An 18,971-nucleotide genomic window follows, 5' to 3' on the forward strand; every position below is an offset into this window, starting at 1 on the left:
GGAGCGTTCTTCAACGCTGAGTTCGTGATAAGACATGGCAACACCCTACCGGAAAGGTCAGGTGTTGCACTCAGTTTTTGCCGCCGCCCTTTATAAGATCCTGTTACAACTCTGAATGAGCTACAAGCACGACGGTTCATACCTCAAACGGGAGGGTTGATGGCGGTCTGCCGCGTAACTTATATAAGTAATGTCGTCGCTTATGAGGAAAGGATCCAACGCATTTCGAGCGAGCCTAGTACGCTGGGTAAGCAAAGCCGTCTGCCAGGGCTGGTCAGGCGCAAACGGCGAGCGTGTCACCGCGTTCGCCAGCCGTACGAATAAAGAATATTGATAACAATCGATTGGCAATCTCATAAAAGGAGAGGTCGGCCATGCTTTCGGATCTGGAATTACGCGGCATTATTGAAGGAAGTTTTCTGCCTAAGCGCTGTGAAGTCACCAAGGCGCCAGACGCCTCGCTGACGGTGAAGGTTTATCACGAGATCGACCATGACCGGGTCGACTTGGTGGTCACCGGCATTTGCGCGAACAAGCTCGACAGCAGTCGGGCGATCTGCAATTTGATTACCGAGTTGCGTGAAGACCTCAAGCACACCCACACCCATGCCCCGGCCCTCAAACGAGCCGGTGCGTGTCCTTTCTATTAAACGGACGTCTATTAAACGGACGGTTGAGCTTCAATCAGTGAAGACTTGCGGGCCTGGAGAAACGCCAGGCCCAACGCCGTTTCCGTGATCACCGCCAGCGAAATCCCCGGGCCCGCATGGCCGCTGATCCATTCGCTGATCCCCAACATCGCCAGCACAAAACAGCCGATCGCAAAGCCGGAGGTCATGGCATGCCGTGTCGCATCAGGTGGGGAATGGCGGGCGCGGTAAAACATGATGCCAATGGCCAGGAACAGCGCGGCGTTGCGTCGGGCGACCAGGCCGGTGGCACTGGAGTATTCAACACTCCACACCCACAGGAGCAGGTCCGGGCGCAAACCCCAGATCAGCGCGAGGGCAAAGCACAGCAGGGCAGTGAAGGTAGCGAGGGGACGGAAGTGCACTTGCATGGCGAATCCTTTCAGCCGTAACGAGCGCTCAAGGATACCCCTGTAGGAGCGAGCTTGCTCGCGAAGAACGCAAGGCCCGCGTACATTCAGGATGCCCGCGTTTCGCTGGAGTCTTTCGCGAGCAAGCTCGCTCCTACAAAAAAGCCGATCGGTTCAATTCTGGAAATCACAGGCTTCCGACAGTTTGCGATAGCCCACGTCCTGGACTTTCCCTTGACTGTCCACGAACTTGATATCGGCCTTGATCACCTTGCATTCATTGGTATCGGTTTCATGCATGGCAAGCACCTTCTGCACATCCATCTTCTCGCCGTAGTGATAAGGCGTGACGACGGGTGCGGTGTCAGCCTGCGCCATCCCCGTTACAGCCGTCAGGGCCAGTGCAGCACCGAGCATTAACGTACGCAGTTTCATGGTGTTTCTCCGCAAGTCGTTCGCAGGCTCAACAACGTGATGAGCCGCGGCCGCCCTGTGCAACGGTTGGAGCCGTGCGAGTGCGGTCGAATCAACTGTCTTCCCGGGGGATTAACCATCGATTAAGTGAGGCTTTACTGACAAAAGCTTCATCTTCATGGGGGCGTGGGCTGCGTGAGGGAAGCATCTATTACGCCTTTTTTTATCACCTCACAACCTGTCAACTCTGACAGTTGTCTGTCCTGGGAACTGTGCCATAACTAGGTTGCCCCGGCGCTTGAAACGTCTCACCCGCCGGCCATCAAACTGGCCTCCAAGGAAAGAATAGCCATGAACAATTTGATCAACCGCACGCTGGTTCTCGCGATGGCGGGTGCAACTGCCTATACAGGCGCTGTCAGCGCAGCAACATTCGTCGGTGAAGGCACGGCTGCCGGGAAGCAATGTGTTTCCTTGGCGGTCAACAACTCGGGCGTTGTGGTGGGTACCTGTACCCCGGGCACTACTTCGGGGCCATCCGTGGCGTGGGTCGCGTCCACGGCAGGCACTGAAGTTCCGCTACCGCCATTGGTGAGTGGCCAAGGCTGCACCGCCGTGGCTATAGACAATAACGGACAAATAGCGGGCTCATGCAAAATGGCAGACAATCGAGCCACCGCCGTCATCTGGAACAGCGCTACGCCGGGCGCTGCGCCGGTGGCGTTGCAAGCCGTCTCGGTATTGGGCACTGGATTACTGCCTGAGGCGCGCACTGTCATTAGTGCCTTCAACCAGAGCGATGTATTGGCCGGGGCGAGCTTAAGCGGTACCGGTGACGCAACGGCAGTGTTGTGGTTTTCCGGGAGTACAGCCCCGCTTCAAGTGTCCGCCCTGCACGACAACTGCTTTCCCGCCGACATCAACAACACGCCTATAAACGGTGTGCCCACCGTTGCGCTCGACTGCCCGAATCCTGCGTCTGGCAACACCGTCGCCAAAGTCGTGCAGAAAACCGGGCTACTGGGCACCTTGGTCACGACGCCCTTGACCACACCTGCCGGTAGCACGGGCTGCAGCGTAAGCAGCGTAAACAATGCAGTGCAGTTGCTGGGCACTTGCCACTTCTCGGCGCCGGATGTGCCCCAAGCCGTCTACTGGCCCAATCCAAGCGCCACGCCGGTTCAGTTGAGCAGCATCAGCGGTGTATCGGGGGCATCTCGAATCACCGGTTTGCGGTTGAACAATAACGGGCATGCCGTTGTGTCGTACCAGGACAGCAATGGCCATCATCTGTTGGCCTTCTGGACGCCTTCGTCGGGCAGCACTCAGTTGATTCCGCCGTTGGCAGGCGGCACACATATAGGCTTCGTGGATTTGAGTGATAACGACGTCGTGGCACTGACCAGCGAAAATGCCGGCGAGCATCACCAGGCCGCCACCTGGACTTCTGCGACGGGAACCGTGGCCATTCCACAGTTCGGCGGCGGTCAGGAAAGCGGTCTGACGGCGATATCCCCAAACGGCACTTATGTGGCAGGCGGTGCTGAAGACAGCACGGGCACCGACGATGCAGTCGTTGCAACGCTGCCATAGAAAAAGGCTCACCGGTTTACCGGACAAGTCTGATACAGCCAAGTTAATCGCTTTTGCTACCGTCGCCGCCAGGCCCATCAATCGGATGGCGTTGGCATTGGGTGGAGTTGGTTTGCAAAAGAAAATCGCAGCAGAGTTTCTTGGGACGTTCTGGTTGACCTTCTGCGGGTGCGGCAGCGCGATACTGGCCGCGGCGTTTCCGGAACTCGGGATCGGCTTCGCCGGTGTCGCCCTGGCCTTTGGCTTGACGGTGCTGACGATGGCCTACGCGGTGGGCAGTATTTCTGGTGCACACTTCAACCCGGCGGTGACCATCGGCCTATGGGTGGGGCGCCGGATGCCGGGCGTTGACGTGGTGCCGTACATCATTGCCCAAGTCGCCGGTGCGATTGTCGCCGCCGCCGTGTTGGCGCTGATCGCCAGTGGTCGTCCGGGGTTTGAAGTGGGCGCTTTCGCCGCCAACGGCTATGGCCAATTGAGCCCCGGGCATTACAGCCTGCTGGCCGCGTTGGTGGTCGAGGCGGTGGGGACGTTCTTTTTTGTGTTCATCATCATGCGTGTCACCGGCCCGGGTTCGGCTGTCGGGTTTGCGCCGATTGCCATTGGCCTGACCCTGACGCTGATTCACCTGGTGGCCATCCCCGTCACCAACACCTCGGTCAACCCGGCGCGCAGCACCGGGCCAGCATTGTTTGCCGGCGGGGAATACCTGATGCAGTTGTGGCTATTCTGGGCGGCACCGATAGTGGGGGCGGTGGTGGGCGCCATCGTTGCCCGGGCGGTTACCCGCGCTAGGGAAGCGTGAGCCTACCAGCTCATGCGTACCTGCGCATTACCGCTGAAACCCTCCAGCGTATAGCTGTCCAACTGGGTCTCCTCACATCTTCCAGAATTGCCTTTGTGTCGACGGGCGTTGCGCCTGGAACCGACGTGGCCAACACTATCCCGTGCTGCGCAAACCAAGTATCCGGCTCATGCTGGCCACTTCAATAGTGCAAATTGACCCCTATGCGTGTATGTCCGACAGCTTTTCCCGCTCCCGTGCGGCAACTGATCCCATTTGCCGAGGTGCCGTTACAGAAACCCGTAGGGAATCCGGGTTGAGTGGCGCTCTTTTCTGGGCTCAAAGTTTTCAATGGGGCATAGGGTGCTATAGACACAAAGGACACATGTTCCCATGCAATAGACTCCAGGTCTGTCGTGGTATCCAGTGGCGTTGCGCGAGCAACCGACGTGGCCAACACTATCCCTACGAACAAGCCAATCTTGATGTTTTTCATAAAATCTCCCGGCAACACAATGATGTTGGCGCCACTTCCTTGAGATTGAGGCGTAACCGGAGTCTTGACCCGAAAACCACGACTGACAACTGTCAAAGTTGACAGGTTGTGGAGGAAAGGAGAAAGGAGTAAATGAGTTGCCCCCGCAGCGCGCGGGGGCAGGCTGGGCTAGTTCAATTGCTGGCGGTAGGGCAGGTCCGGCCCGGTCTTGCTGCAGGTGAGTGCGGCAGCGCGGATGGCGAAGGTGAGCATGCTGCTGATCTGCTCGCGGGTCAGCCGTTGCAGGCCCTCTACCGAGTCCAGTTGCTGCTCGGTCAGCCAGGCAATCAACGCGGCTTGGAACGTATCGCCAGCCCCTACCGTGTCCGCCATGACGACCTTGGCCGCCGGCGCCGACCAACTGCCGTGCTGGCGGCTGAACACCGTCGCGCCGTCGCCGCCACGGGTCAGGAACACCAGTTGGCAACGGTGTTGCAACCAGCCTTGCAGAATGCTTTCCGGAGCCTGGCCGGGGTAGAGCAGGTGCAGGTCTTCGTCACTGACCTTGATCAGGTCGGCATGCTTGACCAGCTCGGCCACGCGGGCGCGCCACAGCTCGATATCCGGCTCCGGGTTCAGGCGTACGTTGGGGTCGAGGCTGATCAGGCGCTTGCCGCTTTCCCGGCGTACCAGGGCCAGCAGGGTGTCGGCAATCGGCTGCACCACCAGTGAGAACGAGCCGATGTGTACGCCACGCACTTCGTCGCCCAACGCCGGTAGATGCTCAAGTTGCAACTGGCGGTCGGCGCAACCTTCACCGCGAAAGCTGTATTGCGGTGAGCCATTGGCACCCACTGCGACCATTGCCAGGGTGGTGGGCGCTGAGAATTCCACGAGGTAATCCTCGCCCACGCCTTCGTCCTTGAGCACCTGCAACAGGCGTCGGCCCAGGTAGTCGTCGGAGATCCCGGCGAAAAAGCCCGCGTCGATTCCCAGTCGACGCAAGCCTACCGCGACGTTGAACGGCGAGCCGCCGGCAATCGCCTTGTAATTGACCCTGGATGCCTTGCCGCTGGCATCGTCCTCGCTGAAAAAATCAAACAGCGCTTCGCCACATACCAAATACATATTCGTTCGCTCTTAAAGGGATGCCACGTGCTGTTGATAACGCTCATAAGCCTGCTGGTAGGCGCTGACGCTGCCGGCATCCGGCAGTGTGCGGCTGGCTGCGTCGACGCTCACGCAGCGCTGGCACAACTGCGCCAGGCTTTCACCGGACTGGCACCACGCGGCCTGGATTGCCGCGCCCAGGGCTGCGGCTTCGCTTTGTTCGGTGCAGACCACTTCGGTGTTCATGATATCCGCGACCATCTGCCGCCACACCGGGCTTTTCGAGCCGCCACCGATCAGGCGGATGCTCTGGCTTTGCAGGCCGGTCTGGCGCAGCAGGTCCAGGCCATAGCGCAAGCCGAAGGTAGTGCCTTCGACCACGGCGCGGCACAGGTTGGCGCGGGTCAGATTGGTCATCGTCAGGCCGTGCAGGCTGCCGGTGGCGTGGGGCAGGGCGGGCACCCGCTCGCCATTGAGGAACGGCAGCATGCTCACGCCGTCGGCGCCGATCGGTGCCTGGGCCACCAACCCGTTGAACGCCACCAGATCCAGGTCGAACAGCTCGCGGATGACCCCGGTGGCGTTGGTCAGGTTCATGGTGCAGATCAACGGCAGCCAGCCGCCGCTGGATGAACAGAAAGTCGCCACCGACGCCTGCGGGCTGACGTTGGCCTGATCGGCAAAGGCATACACGGTACCGGATGAACCCAGGCTCATGGTGATCACGCCGGGGGCGATATTGCCGGTGCCGATGGCGCCCATCATGTTGTCGCCGCCGCCGCTGGACACCCGGGCGTTCGGGTTGATGCCCAGGCGCTCGGCGATGGCTGGCAGGATGGTGCCCACTGGCTGGTTGGCCTCGATCAACTCGGGCAGCGCAGCTTCCAGGCGTCCGTCGGGATCGATGTGGCGCAACAGTGTCAGGTCCCATTCACGGGTGCGCACGTTGAAATAACCGGTGCCGGAGGCATCGCCGTATTCGGCGCAGGCGCGGCCGGTGAGCCAGTAGTTGAGGTAGTCGTGGGGCAGCAGGATATGCGCGATGCGTGCGAACACCTCCGGGTGCTGTTCGCGGGTCCACAGCAGCTTGGACACGGTGTAGCCCGGCGCGATGGCCACGCCGAGGCGTTCCAGGGAGCCGCTTTCACCGCCCAGGTGTTGCAGCAGGCGATCATTTTCGGGCGCGGTTTCGGTGTCGCACCACAGTTTGGCCGGGCGCAGCACCTGGCCTTGGTCATCCAGCAATACCAGGCCGTGTTGCTGGCCGGAAACGCCGATGGCGAGGATGTCCTGGCCGTCCACCCCGGCCTGTTGCAAGGCGCGGTGAGTGGCTTCGGTAAACGCGTCCAGCCACTCCTGGGTGTGCTGTTCGCGGCGGCCGTTGGCACCGCTGATCAGCGTGTGGCTGGCGGCGCCCAGGCCCAGGACTTTGCCGCTGCTGGCGTCCAGCACGATGGCCTTGGTGCCCTGGGTGCCGCAGTCGATGCCGAGGTAGAGGTTTTGCTGGGTCATGGTAGGTCGCTCAGCCTATTGTTATGGAGAACTCGGTCAATGTGGGAGCGGGCTTGCTCGCGAATAGGGTGTGTCAGTTATGCAAATATTGACTGATCCACCGCTTTCGCGAGCAAGCCCGCTCCCACATTTTTGATTCGGTTCCGTCAGTTGAGGTTGGCGAGCAGCCGCTCCAGCGTTTTGCTCACACCCACATCCTGCAGGCTCTCGAAACACCGCTCAAACGCTGCCACAAACTCGGGCGAGTTGGGAATAGCCGTACCAAAAATCTCTTCCACCCCCAGCAGCCGCTTGCTGATCAACGCATCTTCCGTCACCAGCCCCTGGCAAAACTCGGCGCGAGGGTCTGGAATGCGGTAGATCACCCCATTCTCATCCACGCCTTTCAAGTACAGCGCCCAGGCCGCCACCACCAGCGCGGCACGTTCAGTCTCGCGACCATCGGCAATCAGGCGGTTGATGGTCGGTACGGTGAACTTGGGAAACTTCGACGAACCATCGGAACACACGCGCTCCAGCTGGTCGGCAATCGCCTGGTTGGAAAAGCGGTCCACCAGGGTCTGCTTGTATTCGGTCAGGTCGATACCCGGAACCGGCGCCAGGTTGGGCGTGACGTCCAGGTCCATGTAGGCGCGCATGTAGGCCACGAACAACGGGTCGTTCATGGTCTCGTGGACGAAGCGATAGCCCTTCAGGAAGCCCAGGTACGTCAATGCCAGGTGGCTGCCGTTGAGCAGGCCGATCTTCATCTCTTCATACGGCGTCACGTCGTCGGTGAACTGCACGCCCACCGTCTCCCACGCCGGGCGGCCGTTGACGAACTTGTCTTCCAGCACCCATTGCACAAACGGCTCGCAGACCACCGGCCAGGCGTCGTCGATGCCGTGATCGTCATGCAGTTGCAGGCGGTGCGCGGTACTGGTCATTGGCGTGATGCGGTCGACCATCGCATTCGGGAAGCTCACGTTGGCCTTGATCCACTCGTGCAGGTCAGCGTCATGCAGCGCGGCGAAGGCCAGCAACGCCTTGCGAGTCACGGCGCCGTTGTGGGGCAGGTTATCGCAGGACATCACGGTAAATGCCGGCACCCCGGCGGCCCGGCGCTGGGTCAACGCCGCGCAGATAAACCCGAACACGGTTTTCGGCGAGCCCGGGTTGGCCAGGTCATGCTGGATCTGCGGCAGGTGGGCCATGAACTCGCCGTTGCTGTCGTCGATGCAGTAGCCGCCTTCGGTGATGGTCAGCGAGACGATGCGAATCTGCGGGCTGGCCAGCTTGTCGATCAACGCCTGGGCACCGTCTTCGGCCAGCAGCATGTCGCTGATGGAGCCGATCACGCGCACTTCGGTGTCGTCGGTGTCGCCCAGTTCATACAGGGTGAACAGGTAGTCCTGGCCGGCCAGGTCGTCCCGGGCCTTGCGGTCTTCAGCCCGCAGGCCCACGCCGCAAATGCTCCAGTCCAGGCCCACGCCGGTATTCATCAAGGCATCGGTGTAATACGCCTGGTGGGCGCGGTGAAACCCGCCAACGCCGATGTGCGCGATGCCCTGGCTGGTATTGGCAATCGCATAGGCCGGCAGTTGCACTTCGGGCGCCAGTTGCGTGAGGTTTTGCTTGTTCAGTTTCATCGGGAAATTCTCGCGAAATCAGGCGGCGGCGCGCAGTGGGCGGGCCACGGCAACACCCTCAGCGTCGAACAGATGGCATTGGGTCGGGTCCAGGTACAGCTGCAGGGTCTCGCCATATTGGCTGGCCATGTCGCCACGGATCCGCAGGGTCAACGGCTCCTTGCTGGCGGTAATCACGTGGCAGAAGGTGTCGCTGCCGAGGCGCTCGCCGACGTCGGCGGTGACGGTCAGGGTGGCTTGCCCCGGCGCGGCGATTTCCAGGTGCTCCGGGCGAATGCCCAGGGTCACGGCGCTGCCGACGCTCAAGGTCGCGCTGCTCAGGGGCAGGCTGATGCGGCCGCCGGCGTCCAGTTCGACTTCGCAGCTCTGTGGGTCAACGCGAGTGACCTTGCCCTTGAGGAAACCCATTTTCGGCGTGCCCAAAAAGCCTGCCACAAACAGGTTGGCCGGCTGGTGATACAGCTCCAGCGGCGAGCCCACCTGTTCCACGCGGCCGCTGTTGAGTACGACAACCTTGTCGGCCAGGGTCATGGCTTCGACCTGGTCGTGGGTCACGTAGATCATGGTGGCTTGCAGTTCTTTATGCAGGCGCGACAGCTCCAGGCGCATCTGCACCCGCAGGGCGGCATCGAGGTTGGACAGGGGTTCGTCGAACAGGAAGATCTTCGGGTTACGCACAATCGCACGGCCAATGGCGACACGCTGGCGCTGGCCGCCGGACAACTGCTTTGGCTTGCGCTCAAGCAAAGGGCCCAGCTCCAGGATACGTGCTGCTTCGTTGACCTTGCTCTCGACAATCTTCTTGTCGACGCCGGCGAGGTCCAGGGCAAACGACATGTTCTTGCGCACGCTCATGTGTGGGTACAGGGCGTAGGTCTGGAACACCATCGCCAGGTCGCGCTTGGCCGGGGTGACCTCGGTGATGTCGCGGCCATCCAGCTCGATGGTGCCTTCGGTGACTTCTTCAAGGCCGGCAATCAAGCGCAGCAGGGTGGATTTGCCGCAGCCCGACGGGCCGACGAACACCACGAATTCCTTGTCGTTCACCTCAAGGTCGATGCCCTTGATGATGGAGAAACCTTCGAAGCCTTTTTGCAGATTCTTGATTTTCAGGTTGGCCATGATGGGCCTCCGCTTCTAAATATTTTTGAAGGAGCCGTTACTTCACGGCGCCGAAGGACAAACCGCGGACCAGCTGTTTCTGGCTGATCCAGCCAAAAATCAGGATCGGCGCACAGGCCAGGGTCGACACGGCAGACAATTTGGCCCAGAACAAGCCTTCGGGGCTGGAGTAGGAGGCGATCAGCGCGGTGAGCGGCGCGGCGTTGGACGAGGTCAGGTTCAGCGACCAGAACGCCTCGTTCCAGCACAGGATCAGCGACAGCAGCACCGTGGAAGCCAGGCCGCCCTTGGCGATCGGCAGCAGCACCCGGACCATTTCCTGCCACAGGGTGGCGCCGTCCAGGCGGGCGGCTTCGAGGATGTCCTTGGGGATGTCCTTGAAGTAGGTGTAAACCATCCAGACCACGATCGGCAGGTTGATCAGGGTGTAGATGATGATCAGCGCAATGCGCGTATCCAGCAGGCCGAAGCTCTTGGCAAGCAGGTAGATCGGCATCAGTACGCCCACCGGCGGCAGCATCTTGGTGGAGAGCATCCACAGCAGCGTGCCCTTGGTGCGCTTGGTCTCGTAGAACGCCATGGAGTAGGCGGCCGGTACCGAGATCAGCAGGCACAGGGCGGTGGCGCTGAAGGAAATCAGTACCGAGTTCCAGGCGTAGCTGAAGTAGTTGCTGCGCTCGTTGATGTGCAGGTAGTTCTCCAGCGTCGGCGTGAAGATGAACTGCGGCGGCGTGGCGAACGCGTCGATTTCGGTCTTGAAGCTGGTCAGCACCATCCAGAAGATCGGGAAGAAAATCAGGATCGCGATGGCCCAGGCCAGGGTGCCGAGCAGCACGCTTTGCAGGCGGCGGGATTGTTGAAGCGTCATGGCGCGGCCCTCAAGGCTTGTCAGTCAGGTTTTTGCCGATCATCCGCACCAGGATGATCGCCGCGATATTGGCGATGACCACGGCAATCAAGCCCCCGGCCGAGGCCATGCCCACGTCGAACTGCACCAGCGCCTGGTTGTAGATCAGGTAGGCGAGGTTGGTCGAGGCGTAGCCGGGGCCACCGTTGGTGGTGGTGAAGATTTCGGCGAACACCGAGAGCAGGAAGATCGTTTCGATCATCACCACCACGGCAATCGGACGTGCCAGGTGCGGCAGGGTCAGGTGCCAGAAGATCGCGATGGCGCCGGCACCGTCGAGGCGGGCGGCTTCCTTCTGTTCCTGGTCGAGGGACTGCATGGCGGTCATCAGCAGCAGGATCGCGAAGGGCAGCCACTGCCAGGACACGATGATAATGATCGACAGCAACGGGTAATGGGCCAGCCAGTCCACCGGCTGGGCGCCGAACAGCTTCCACACGTAGGCGAGGATCCCCGACACCGGATGGAAAATCAGGTTCTTCCAGATCAGCGCACCGACGGTGGGCATGATGAAGAACGGTGAAATCAGCAACACCCGCACCAGGCCGCGACCAAAGAACTCGCTGGCTTCCAGCAGGGCGCTGATCAATACGCCAAACACCACGCTGATCAGCAACACGCTGCCCACCAGCAACAGGGTGTTGGTGGCGCCGGGCAGGAAGCCCGAGTCGGTGATGAAGTAGGTGAAGTTCTCCAGGCCCACGAATTGGTTTTCGCCGGGGTAGAGCAGGTTGTAGCGAATCAGCGAGAAGTACAGGGTCATGCCCAGCGGCACGATCATCCACAGCAGCAACAAGGCCACCGAGGGGCTGACGAGGAACCAGCCGGGGTTGATCAGGCGGCTTTTACGCGGCTTGTCCGGCGTAGCGGTTTGCACTTGGGCAGTGGTGGTATTCATGGTGATCAGGACCGATTAGAGACAGGTACGCAAAGCCCCTGTAGGAGCGAAGCTTGCTCGCGAAAGTATTCCAGGCGCATCGCTGCGGTGGATGTACCTTTTTCGCGAGCAAGCTCGCTCCTACAGGTGTTGGGGGTTACTTGGGATAACCGGCCCGCTTCATTTCGCGTTCGGTGAAGGTCTGTGCATCCGCCAGGGCTTTTTCGGCAGTGGAGCCACCGGTCAGTGCGCTGGAGAAGAACTTGCCGACCTGGGTACCAATCGCCTGGAATTCAGGAATGGTCACCAGTTGGATGCCCACATACGGCACCGGCTTGGCCGACGGGTCTTTCGGGTCGGCGACTTTCAGCGATTCCAGCGTGACCTTGGCAAACGGCGCGGCCTTCATGTATTCGTCGCTGTAGGTCGATTTGCGGGTACCTGGCGGTACGTTGGCAATCCCGTCGGTCTTGGCGACCAACTGGCTGTATTCCTTGGAAGTGGCCCAGGTGGTGAACACCTTGGCAGCGTCCTTGGCTTTGGAACTGGTTGGAATCCCCAGGGACCAGGAGTACAGCCACGAAGTACCTTTGTCGGTCTTCTCGTGCGGGGCAAAGGTGAAGCCGACGTGGTCAGCCACTTTGCTTTGGGTCTTGTCGGTGACGAACGAGCCGGCGACGCTGGCGTCCACCCAGATCGCGCACTTGCCGCTGTTGAACAGCGCCAGGTTTTCGTTGAAACCGTTGCTGGAAGCCCCCGGCGGGCCGGATTTCTTCATGTTGTCGACGTAGAAGTTCAGCGCGTCTTTCCACTCAGGCCCGTTGAATTCCGGCTGCCACTTCTCATCGAACCAGCGTGCACCGTAGCCGTTGGCCAAGGTGGTGATCAGCGCCATGTTCTCGCCCCAACCGGCTTTGCCCCGCAGGCACAGGCCGTACTGTTCCTTGTCCTTGTTGGTGAGTTTGGCGGCGAATTCGCCGATCTGGGTCCAGGTCGGGTGCTCGGGCATGGTCAGCCCGGCGTCCTTGAACAGGTCGGTGCGATAGTAGGTGATGGAGCTTTCGGCGTAGAACGGCAGGGCATACAGCGAGCCCTTGACGGAAAGACCGTCACGCACGGAAGGGAAAACGTCGTCCAGGTCGTAGGAAGCAGGCAGGTCCTTCATCGGTTCCAGCCAGCCTTTGGCGCCCCAGAGTGCAGCTTCGTACATGCCGATGGTCAACACGTCGAACTGTCCGCCCTGGGTGGCGATGTCGGTGGTGAGGCGTTGGCGCAGGACGTTTTCTTCGAGTACCACCCAGTTCAGCTTGATCTCCGGATGCTCGGTCTCGAAGGTTTTCGAGAGCTTTTGCATGCGGATCATGTCGCTGTTGTTGACGGTGGCAATGGTCAGGGTTTGCGCGCCAAGACTGACGGCGCTGAGGGTCATGCAGGTGCAGGCAAGCAGAGCTTTGGCTGTGAACTTCATCGCGCACTCCATTTCTGCGCCCAGGGGCTGCAGAAGGACAGTTATTGTTGTTGTGTCTTCCACGACAGCTGGAAGAGTGTGCGTTGATTACAGCCTTCAATTGACGTGCTGACAAATCCTTGGGAGCACTTTTACTGATACTTTTTTGCACTGCAGCGGAAAATTGCTGAAACGATTCGCTGGGAGCGATCGGCTTCCTGCGTGAGCGCGATGCAAATGTGGGAGCGGGCTTGCTCGCGAAGGCGGTGAATCAGCCGACATTTGCGCTGCCTGACACACTGCATTCGCGAGCAAGCCCGCTCCCACACAAGCGGGTTCCCACAGGAGCGCGCGTTTTCAGGCGAGGTTCTGCTCGGTTAACCGCTGCACCGCCAGGCGCCGGTAGTGCGAGGGGGTCATGCCCTTGAGCTGCTGGAAGCGGCGGTTGAAATTGGAGATGTTGTTGAAGCCTGACTCGAAGCACACATCGGTCACGGCTTTGTCACCATCGGCCAGCAGCTCGCAGGACTTGCTGATGCGCAGGCGGTTGACGAATTCGATGAAGGTGCGGCCGGTGGCTTGTTTGAATACGCGGGAGAAATAGGTGGGTTTCATGCCGAGGTATTCGGCCACCTCTTCCAGGGACAGCTCCCGCGCGTAGTGGGCAAAAATGTAGTCCACCGCGCGGTTGGTGCGGTCGATGCTGTGTTCGTCCGCCAGTTGCGGCGTGGTCACGCCGGAGAGCAGTTGGTAGTCCTCGCAGGCACTCAGCACTTCCATCAGGATGAAGAAGTGCCCCAGGCGCGCCATGCCTTGGGCGTCCTCGATGCGCTGCATCAGGGTCATGGCCTGGGCGATGGTTTTCTTGCAGCGAAATTCGATGCCGTATTGCGCCCGTTCCAGCAGTGGCGCCAGGGTCTTGAGCTCGGCAAAGACATGGCTGCCGCCGTCGAACAGCTCGTCGGTGAAGTTCACCAGCATGTCGCGCTTGGGCACCACTTCGTCCTCGGCCACCTGGCTGATCCAGTTATGGGGCAGGTTGGGGCCGGTGAGGAACAGGCTTTCCGGGTAGAAGTTGCCGATGTAGTCGCCGATAAACACCTTGCCGGAGCTGGCAACGATCAGGTGCAGCTCGTATTCCTTGTGGAAATGCCAGCGCACCAACGGGCACGGGAAGCCGTGTTGGCGATAGATGATGGACAGACCGTTGTGATCGTCCATCAGCTCGTAGGAAGGATCGGTGATTCTCGCTGCTCGGGTCATGCTGCAGTCGCTTTATTGTGGTTGCGAAAAGGATAATGCCCCCTTGCGCGCCACCTCGCCAGCGTCTGTGTCTACAGCGTACGGTTTTTCGCCTCGATCCACTGCGCCATGTACTGGGTACTTTTGTGCAGGTGGTGGCGCAGCATGCTGCCGGTGAAATTGTTCCGACGGTGCTCGGCCAACTGGCGGCGGCACTGCTCCAGGCGCTCCACCAGGGCCGGGCCGTGGAGGTCGTGGGCGTAACGGCGGGCCAGTAACTGCCGGCCATCTTCCTGGGCCTGGGTCCAGCGTGGCGGGTCTTGATACAACGCAACCGCCGCAGCAGCCAGTGCATTGGCGCTATGTTCGACCACGCCGGGCCACGGTTCGCCCATGGCTTCGGCGCCAATCGGTGTGGTAACGCTGGGTGTGCCGCAGAGCATCGCGTCGGCCAGCTTGCCCTTGATCCCGGCACCAAAGCGCAGTGGCGCCAGGCAGATACGCGCAGCGCTCATGACCTGCAATGCATCCTCGGCCCAATTCATCACGTGGAAGCCCTGGGCCGGGTTGTGCAGCGCGGTGGCCTTGGGTGGCGTATAGGCGCCGTACACGTGGAGTTGAGCGCCGGGCAGTTGCTGGCGGATCAGCGGCCACACACTGTTCTTCATCCACAACACCGCATCCCAGTTCGGCGCATGGCGGAAATTGCCGATGCTCAGGAAGTGGGCACGGTCCTCAAAGGGGGCAAAGGCTTCGGTGGGCGGCACCAGCATCAGCGGGCACCAGTGGAGGAGGGCAGCGGGCACCTTGAAGTGTTCGGTCAGCAACTGGATTTCCACATCGGAGATCATCAGGCTGATGTCGCAGCGGTAGATCGCGGCGATCTCGCGCTTGGCCAGGTCGGTATCGGCCATGTCATCGAATTCGGCGGCCAGGTCCCGGCTGAACAGCGCGTCGAAGTCATCAGCTTCGGGGTGCGCCTTCAGGAAATCCTTGAGGCGCTGGTGGCGGGCGTCCCGCAGGCTTTGCAGGTCGGATGCTTCCAGCACCCGAAGAGCATTCGGGCAGGATTTTTCCACGCGCCAGCCGAACTGTTCTTCCATCATGAAACGGTCGAACAGCACGATATCCGGAGCCAATTGCTGGATAAACGCGTCGAAACTGCTGTTATTCAACTCGATCGCGCATTCGCGAATGCCCAGGGCGGGCAGGTCGGCCTTGTGTTCGCCGGTGACCGCCGGGCTGCTGAAGGTGATGTCCCAGCCTTGGGCCAGGAAACTCTCCAGAATCTGCATCATGTGCCCGCTGGCCGCCGAGGAGCGAGGCTCTGGCCAGACGTAGCCAATGACCAGGACTTTGGTGGCGGGCTGATTCATCGACAACGGATTCCTTGAAGGGCTGGGCAAAGGCGCGCAATTAAACCACAGCCCCTCAAGTTCCGGCGCACTCAGCGGAAGATGTTGACCGGCGTCGGCAGCGTCACCAACCCTACATAACCGTCCCAGAACTGCTTCTGGTCCACCGCGAAGACCACCTTGGCCTTTTGCGTGCCGACCGGCGCGCCTTTCTTGTAGCCCAGTGCCCGGCCATAGTCGGCGCCGAAGGTGGCATCCACGTCCACCCACAGCTCGCGGGATTCGGTGACGATCCCGGGGTTCACGAGAAACAGTGCCGGCAGGCTGTCCCAGGTGAAGCTGTGGTAAGCCGGGTCCTTGGCGAACAGTGGCCCGAACTCGTGCTTGTACAGGTCGGCAATCGGGCCTTTGTGTGCGATCACCCGCTCATACACCGACTTGTCGAAGGTGACTTTCTCACAGACATCGTTGGGAAAAATCACGTGTTCGATGGGCGAGCGCAACACGATCTTCGCCGCCTCCGGGTCGAACCACCAGTTGAACTCCGCCGCCGGCGTGGTGTTGCCCGGAATCTCCAGCGCGCCGCCCATGTACACGATGCGCTTGATCAGCGGCACGATGTCCGGTGCCGAGCGAATCGCCAGGGCAATGTTGGTCAGTGGGCCGACCGCCAGGATCGTTACCTCGTGGGGGTTGGCCCGTACGCTGTCGACGATGAACTGGGCGGCGGTTTCCTTGCGCAGCCTGGTGTGGGTCGCCAGGCCGTCCGGTGGCGCGACCAGTTGTGAGGCACTGGTTGGCCGCGGGTTCTTGAACGCACCCGGCCAGCCGGAACCGAACAGGGCTTTTTCCGCCTCATAGGTGGCGTAGTCATGCAGCAGCGGGTAGGCGGCGCCGGAATACACGCCGACTTCCTTCTCCACACCCATGCGTTCCACCGCCTTGAGGGCGTCGACCTGTTCCTGGTCGACCCAGGCGTTGCCGCTGACCAGGGTCATGCCCAGCAGGTCGATGCGTTTTTGCCCGTGCAACTGGGCGAGCATGATAAAGGCCTGGCCGTCATCGTTGAGCACGTTGAAGTCGGTGTCGAAGATGACCTTTTCTGCGGCCTGCGCCGTACCGGCACACAGGCCCACGGCGACAAGCAGGGCACAGCGCTTGATGAAACCTTGCATGGAGACTCACCCGAAAAATTGTTGTTGTTAACGGTTTACCAGCTTCGCCGGCAAGGCGATCACCAGGAAGCTGCTGAGAATCAGGCAGCCGGCAAAAAACCACAAGGCCCCTGCGCTGCTGCCGGTGACGTCAATCGCCACGCCCATCAACGAGTTGCTCACCAGGCCCGCGATGTTCGCCAGCGAGCAGGCCAGGGCAAAGCCGGTGGCCGCTGCGGTGCCTTTCAGGAAGGTCGCCGGCAGGCTGAAAAACACCGGCACCGCACCGATGATCGCCGCCGAGGCAATCGCAAACAGCGCCACGGTGGCGACCACGTTATGGGTGAAGAACGTGCTGGTAGCCATCGCCGCCGCGCCGATGAAGAACGGCACGATGATGTGCCAGCGGCGTTCGCGGTGTTTGTCGGAGCTGGCGCCGATCAGCAGCATGCCCAAGAGGGCCGCCACGCTGGGCAGGGCCGTGAGGATGCCGATGTGGAAAGTGTCGGTAATCCCGGCGTTGCGGATGAATGTGGGCATCCAGAACCCCATGGCATAGGCACTGAGCAGGATCGAGAAGTCGATACCGCCGAGCATCCACACCTTGAGGTTGAAGAAGCCGTCGCGGAAGCTGTGTTTGCTGGCGGCACCGTCGGCGTCGTCCTTGCGCAGTTCGCTTTCCAGCAGGTTTTTTTCTTCCGGCGACAGCCACTTGGCTTGCTGATAGGTATTGGGCAGCGCCCAGAAGGTCCACACACCGAGCAGCACGCTGGGCACCGCTTCGATCAGAAACAGCCACTGCCAGCCGCGCAGGCCGGCCATGTTGTCGAAGTGGCCCATGATCCAGCCGGACAACGGGCCGCCGATCACGCTGGACAGCGGCAGGCCGATCATGAACAGGGCGATGATCCGCCCCCGGCGATGGGTGGGAAACCAGGTGGTCAGGTAATACAGCACGCCCGGCAGAAACCCGGCTTCGGCCGCACCCAGCAGGAACCGCAGGATGTAGAACTGGGTGGTGGAGGTGACCAGCATGGTGCAGGCCGACAGCAGGCCCCAGGTGATCATGATGCGGGCGATCCAGATCTTCGCCCCGACCTTTTCCAGGATCAGGTTGCTGGGGACTTCGAAGATGATATAGCCGACAAAAAACAGCCCGGCACCGAGGCCGAACGCGGTTTCGCTGAAGTGCAGCTGGTCGAGCATCTGCAGTTTGGCGAAGCCGATATTGATGCGGTCCAGGTAGGCCGCGAGGTAGCAGAAACACAGGAACGGAATCAGCTTCCAGGTGATCTTGTGGTAGAGCGTGTGGACCGGATCGGCGACCGTAGTCGCGGGCGCTGCATTCGCAATGGGCATTGGGGTGTCTCCTGGCGGTGACTTATGGTTTTTATACGGCCGCTTTTTCAGCACTTCGGAGTGCTGTGAAAGCGACTTCCAAAGGCAGTGACAGAAGACTGAGGTGGCCCTGTTGGAGGTGATCAAGTGTGGGAGCGGGCTTGCTCCCACATTCGACTGCATTCCAGCGTGGGCGCTCAGTTTTTTCCGGACCACGCTCTTTGTCGTGGTTCCTGTTGACGCGTTATTGCTCCTTGAACTTGCTCATCGCCTCCTGCTTGCTCACCACGTCGCCGTACTTGCTGTCGATATCGAACAAGTTGGCTTCATGGGGCGCCGGGTGGCGGTCGCCGACGCATTCGCGCACGACGATGGTACGAAACCCGTGTTGCACCGCATCCACTGCGGTGGCCCGGATGCAGCCGCTGGTGGAACAGCCGGCGAGCACCACGGTGTCGATGCCCTGGGCGTGCAGCATCGGGGCCAGGCTGCTGCCGAAAAACGCGCTGGCGTATTGTTTGGTGATGACCACTTCATTGGCCAGGGGCAGCACTTCGGTGCAGAAGGCGGCGAGGGGGTTACCCTCGACCATGTCTTTCATCACCGGGGCCTTTTTTACCCAGATACCGCCGTCGGCGAAATGGCCCGGATGGTAGCGGATATTGGTGTGCACCACGCTGATTCCGTGACGCCTGGCGCAGGCCAGCAGCTCGACGCTTTCGGCCACGGCGATGCGCACTTCGGGGGCAAACAGTGGCGCGCCTTCGGTGGTATAGCCTTGCATGAAGTCGATCATCAGCAGGGCGGATTTTTTGCCGAAGCCGATTCGGTTACCCCAGACGCCCTGGTAGTTGGCGTCGGCGGATTGTTCGCTCATCTTTCAGTCCTCGGTAATGGACAGTGCACATAACCTTGTGGCGAGGGAGCTTGCTCCCGTTGGGCTGCGTAGCAGGCCTGTTTTTTTGGGGGCGCTT

The 18,971-nt window shown here is 60.9% G+C and carries 17 protein-coding genes; 3 read left to right on the forward strand and 14 right to left on the reverse strand.

All coding sequences use genetic code 11. The features are described 5' to 3' along the window. The first annotated feature begins 374 nt into the window (after positions 1–374). Positions 375–650, forward strand: coding sequence for a DUF1652 domain-containing protein (locus tag A462_RS13250; protein WP_008436115.1), 276 nt, complete (start codon positions 375–377; stop codon positions 648–650). Positions 651–661: 11 nt separating this feature from the next. Here A462_RS13250 and A462_RS13245 read toward each other — a convergent pair whose 3' ends face one another. Then, positions 662–1,060: a hypothetical protein gene (locus A462_RS13245; protein WP_008436117.1), complete on the reverse strand. Its 399-nt coding sequence runs from the start codon at positions 1,058–1,060 to the stop codon at positions 662–664. A 153-nt stretch (positions 1,061–1,213) separates the two neighbouring features. After that, on the reverse strand, positions 1,214–1,474 hold the full coding sequence (locus tag A462_RS13240) for a DUF2790 domain-containing protein (protein ID WP_008436118.1): 261 nt from the start codon (positions 1,472–1,474) through the stop codon (positions 1,214–1,216). 330 nt (positions 1,475–1,804) lie between these two features. Here A462_RS13240 and A462_RS13235 point away from each other — a divergent pair, with 330 nt between their 5' ends. Together A462_RS13235 and aqpZ are read left to right on the forward strand one after the other, a co-directional pair. Continuing rightward, positions 1,805–3,046: a hypothetical protein gene (locus tag A462_RS13235; RefSeq protein ID WP_008436119.1), complete on the forward strand. Its 1,242-nt coding sequence runs from the start codon at positions 1,805–1,807 to the stop codon at positions 3,044–3,046. 112 nt (positions 3,047–3,158) lie between these two features. After that, the gene (aqpZ, locus tag A462_RS13230) at positions 3,159–3,851 is read left to right on the forward strand and encodes an aquaporin Z (protein ID WP_008436121.1); all 693 of its coding nucleotides are present in this window, start codon (positions 3,159–3,161) and stop codon (positions 3,849–3,851) included. A 643-nt stretch (positions 3,852–4,494) separates the two neighbouring features. Here the strand turns inward: aqpZ and A462_RS13225 are convergent. From A462_RS13225 to A462_RS13170, 12 genes are all read right to left on the reverse strand, one after another. Continuing rightward, a complete protein-coding gene (locus A462_RS13225; RefSeq protein ID WP_008436129.1) occupies positions 4,495–5,433 on the reverse strand; it encodes a carbohydrate kinase family protein in 939 nt (312 codons plus the stop codon). Positions 5,434–5,445: 12 nt separating this feature from the next. Next, positions 5,446–6,927: a xylulokinase gene (xylB, locus tag A462_RS13220; protein WP_008436131.1), complete on the reverse strand. Its 1,482-nt coding sequence runs from the start codon at positions 6,925–6,927 to the stop codon at positions 5,446–5,448. 146 nt (positions 6,928–7,073) lie between these two features. After that, entirely contained in the window at positions 7,074–8,555 is a 1,482-nt protein-coding gene (locus A462_RS13215; protein WP_008436132.1) for a mannitol dehydrogenase family protein, read from the reverse strand. Between the two features lie 18 nt (positions 8,556–8,573). After that, the gene (locus tag A462_RS13210) at positions 8,574–9,677 is read right to left on the reverse strand and encodes an ABC transporter ATP-binding protein (protein WP_003215310.1); all 1,104 of its coding nucleotides are present in this window, start codon (positions 9,675–9,677) and stop codon (positions 8,574–8,576) included. 37 nt (positions 9,678–9,714) lie between these two features. Next, positions 9,715–10,545, reverse strand: coding sequence for a carbohydrate ABC transporter permease (locus tag A462_RS13205; protein ID WP_003215312.1), 831 nt, complete (start codon positions 10,543–10,545; stop codon positions 9,715–9,717). Between the two features lie 10 nt (positions 10,546–10,555). Then, positions 10,556–11,482, reverse strand: coding sequence for a carbohydrate ABC transporter permease (locus A462_RS13200; RefSeq protein ID WP_003215314.1), 927 nt, complete (start codon positions 11,480–11,482; stop codon positions 10,556–10,558). 136 nt (positions 11,483–11,618) lie between these two features. After that, positions 11,619–12,929, reverse strand: a complete 1,311-nt coding sequence (locus A462_RS13195) for an ABC transporter substrate-binding protein (protein ID WP_003215317.1) — start codon at positions 12,927–12,929, stop codon at positions 11,619–11,621. 336 nt (positions 12,930–13,265) lie between these two features. After that, complete coding sequence (locus A462_RS13190) at positions 13,266–14,171, reverse strand: AraC family transcriptional regulator (protein ID WP_003215319.1); 906 nt, start codon at positions 14,169–14,171, stop codon at positions 13,266–13,268. A gap of 71 nt (positions 14,172–14,242) precedes the next feature. Further along, a complete protein-coding gene (locus tag A462_RS13185) occupies positions 14,243–15,526 on the reverse strand; it encodes a glycosyltransferase (protein ID WP_008436137.1) in 1,284 nt (427 codons plus the stop codon). Between the two features lie 71 nt (positions 15,527–15,597). Continuing rightward, complete coding sequence (locus A462_RS13180) at positions 15,598–16,680, reverse strand: nucleoside hydrolase (protein WP_008436139.1); 1,083 nt, start codon at positions 16,678–16,680, stop codon at positions 15,598–15,600. A 27-nt stretch (positions 16,681–16,707) separates the two neighbouring features. Continuing rightward, the gene (locus A462_RS13175; RefSeq protein ID WP_008436141.1) at positions 16,708–18,018 is read right to left on the reverse strand and encodes an MFS transporter; all 1,311 of its coding nucleotides are present in this window, start codon (positions 18,016–18,018) and stop codon (positions 16,708–16,710) included. A gap of 223 nt (positions 18,019–18,241) precedes the next feature. Next, positions 18,242–18,874 carry an N-carbamoylsarcosine amidohydrolase gene (locus A462_RS13170; protein WP_003215327.1) on the reverse strand — a complete coding sequence of 211 codons (633 nt, stop codon included), beginning with the start codon at positions 18,872–18,874 and terminating at the stop codon, positions 18,242–18,244. Positions 18,875–18,971 lie beyond the last annotated feature (97 nt).

The sequence above is a fragment of the Pseudomonas sp. Ag1 genome (assembly GCF_000278565.1).
GTDB lineage: Bacteria > Pseudomonadota > Gammaproteobacteria > Pseudomonadales > Pseudomonadaceae > Aquipseudomonas.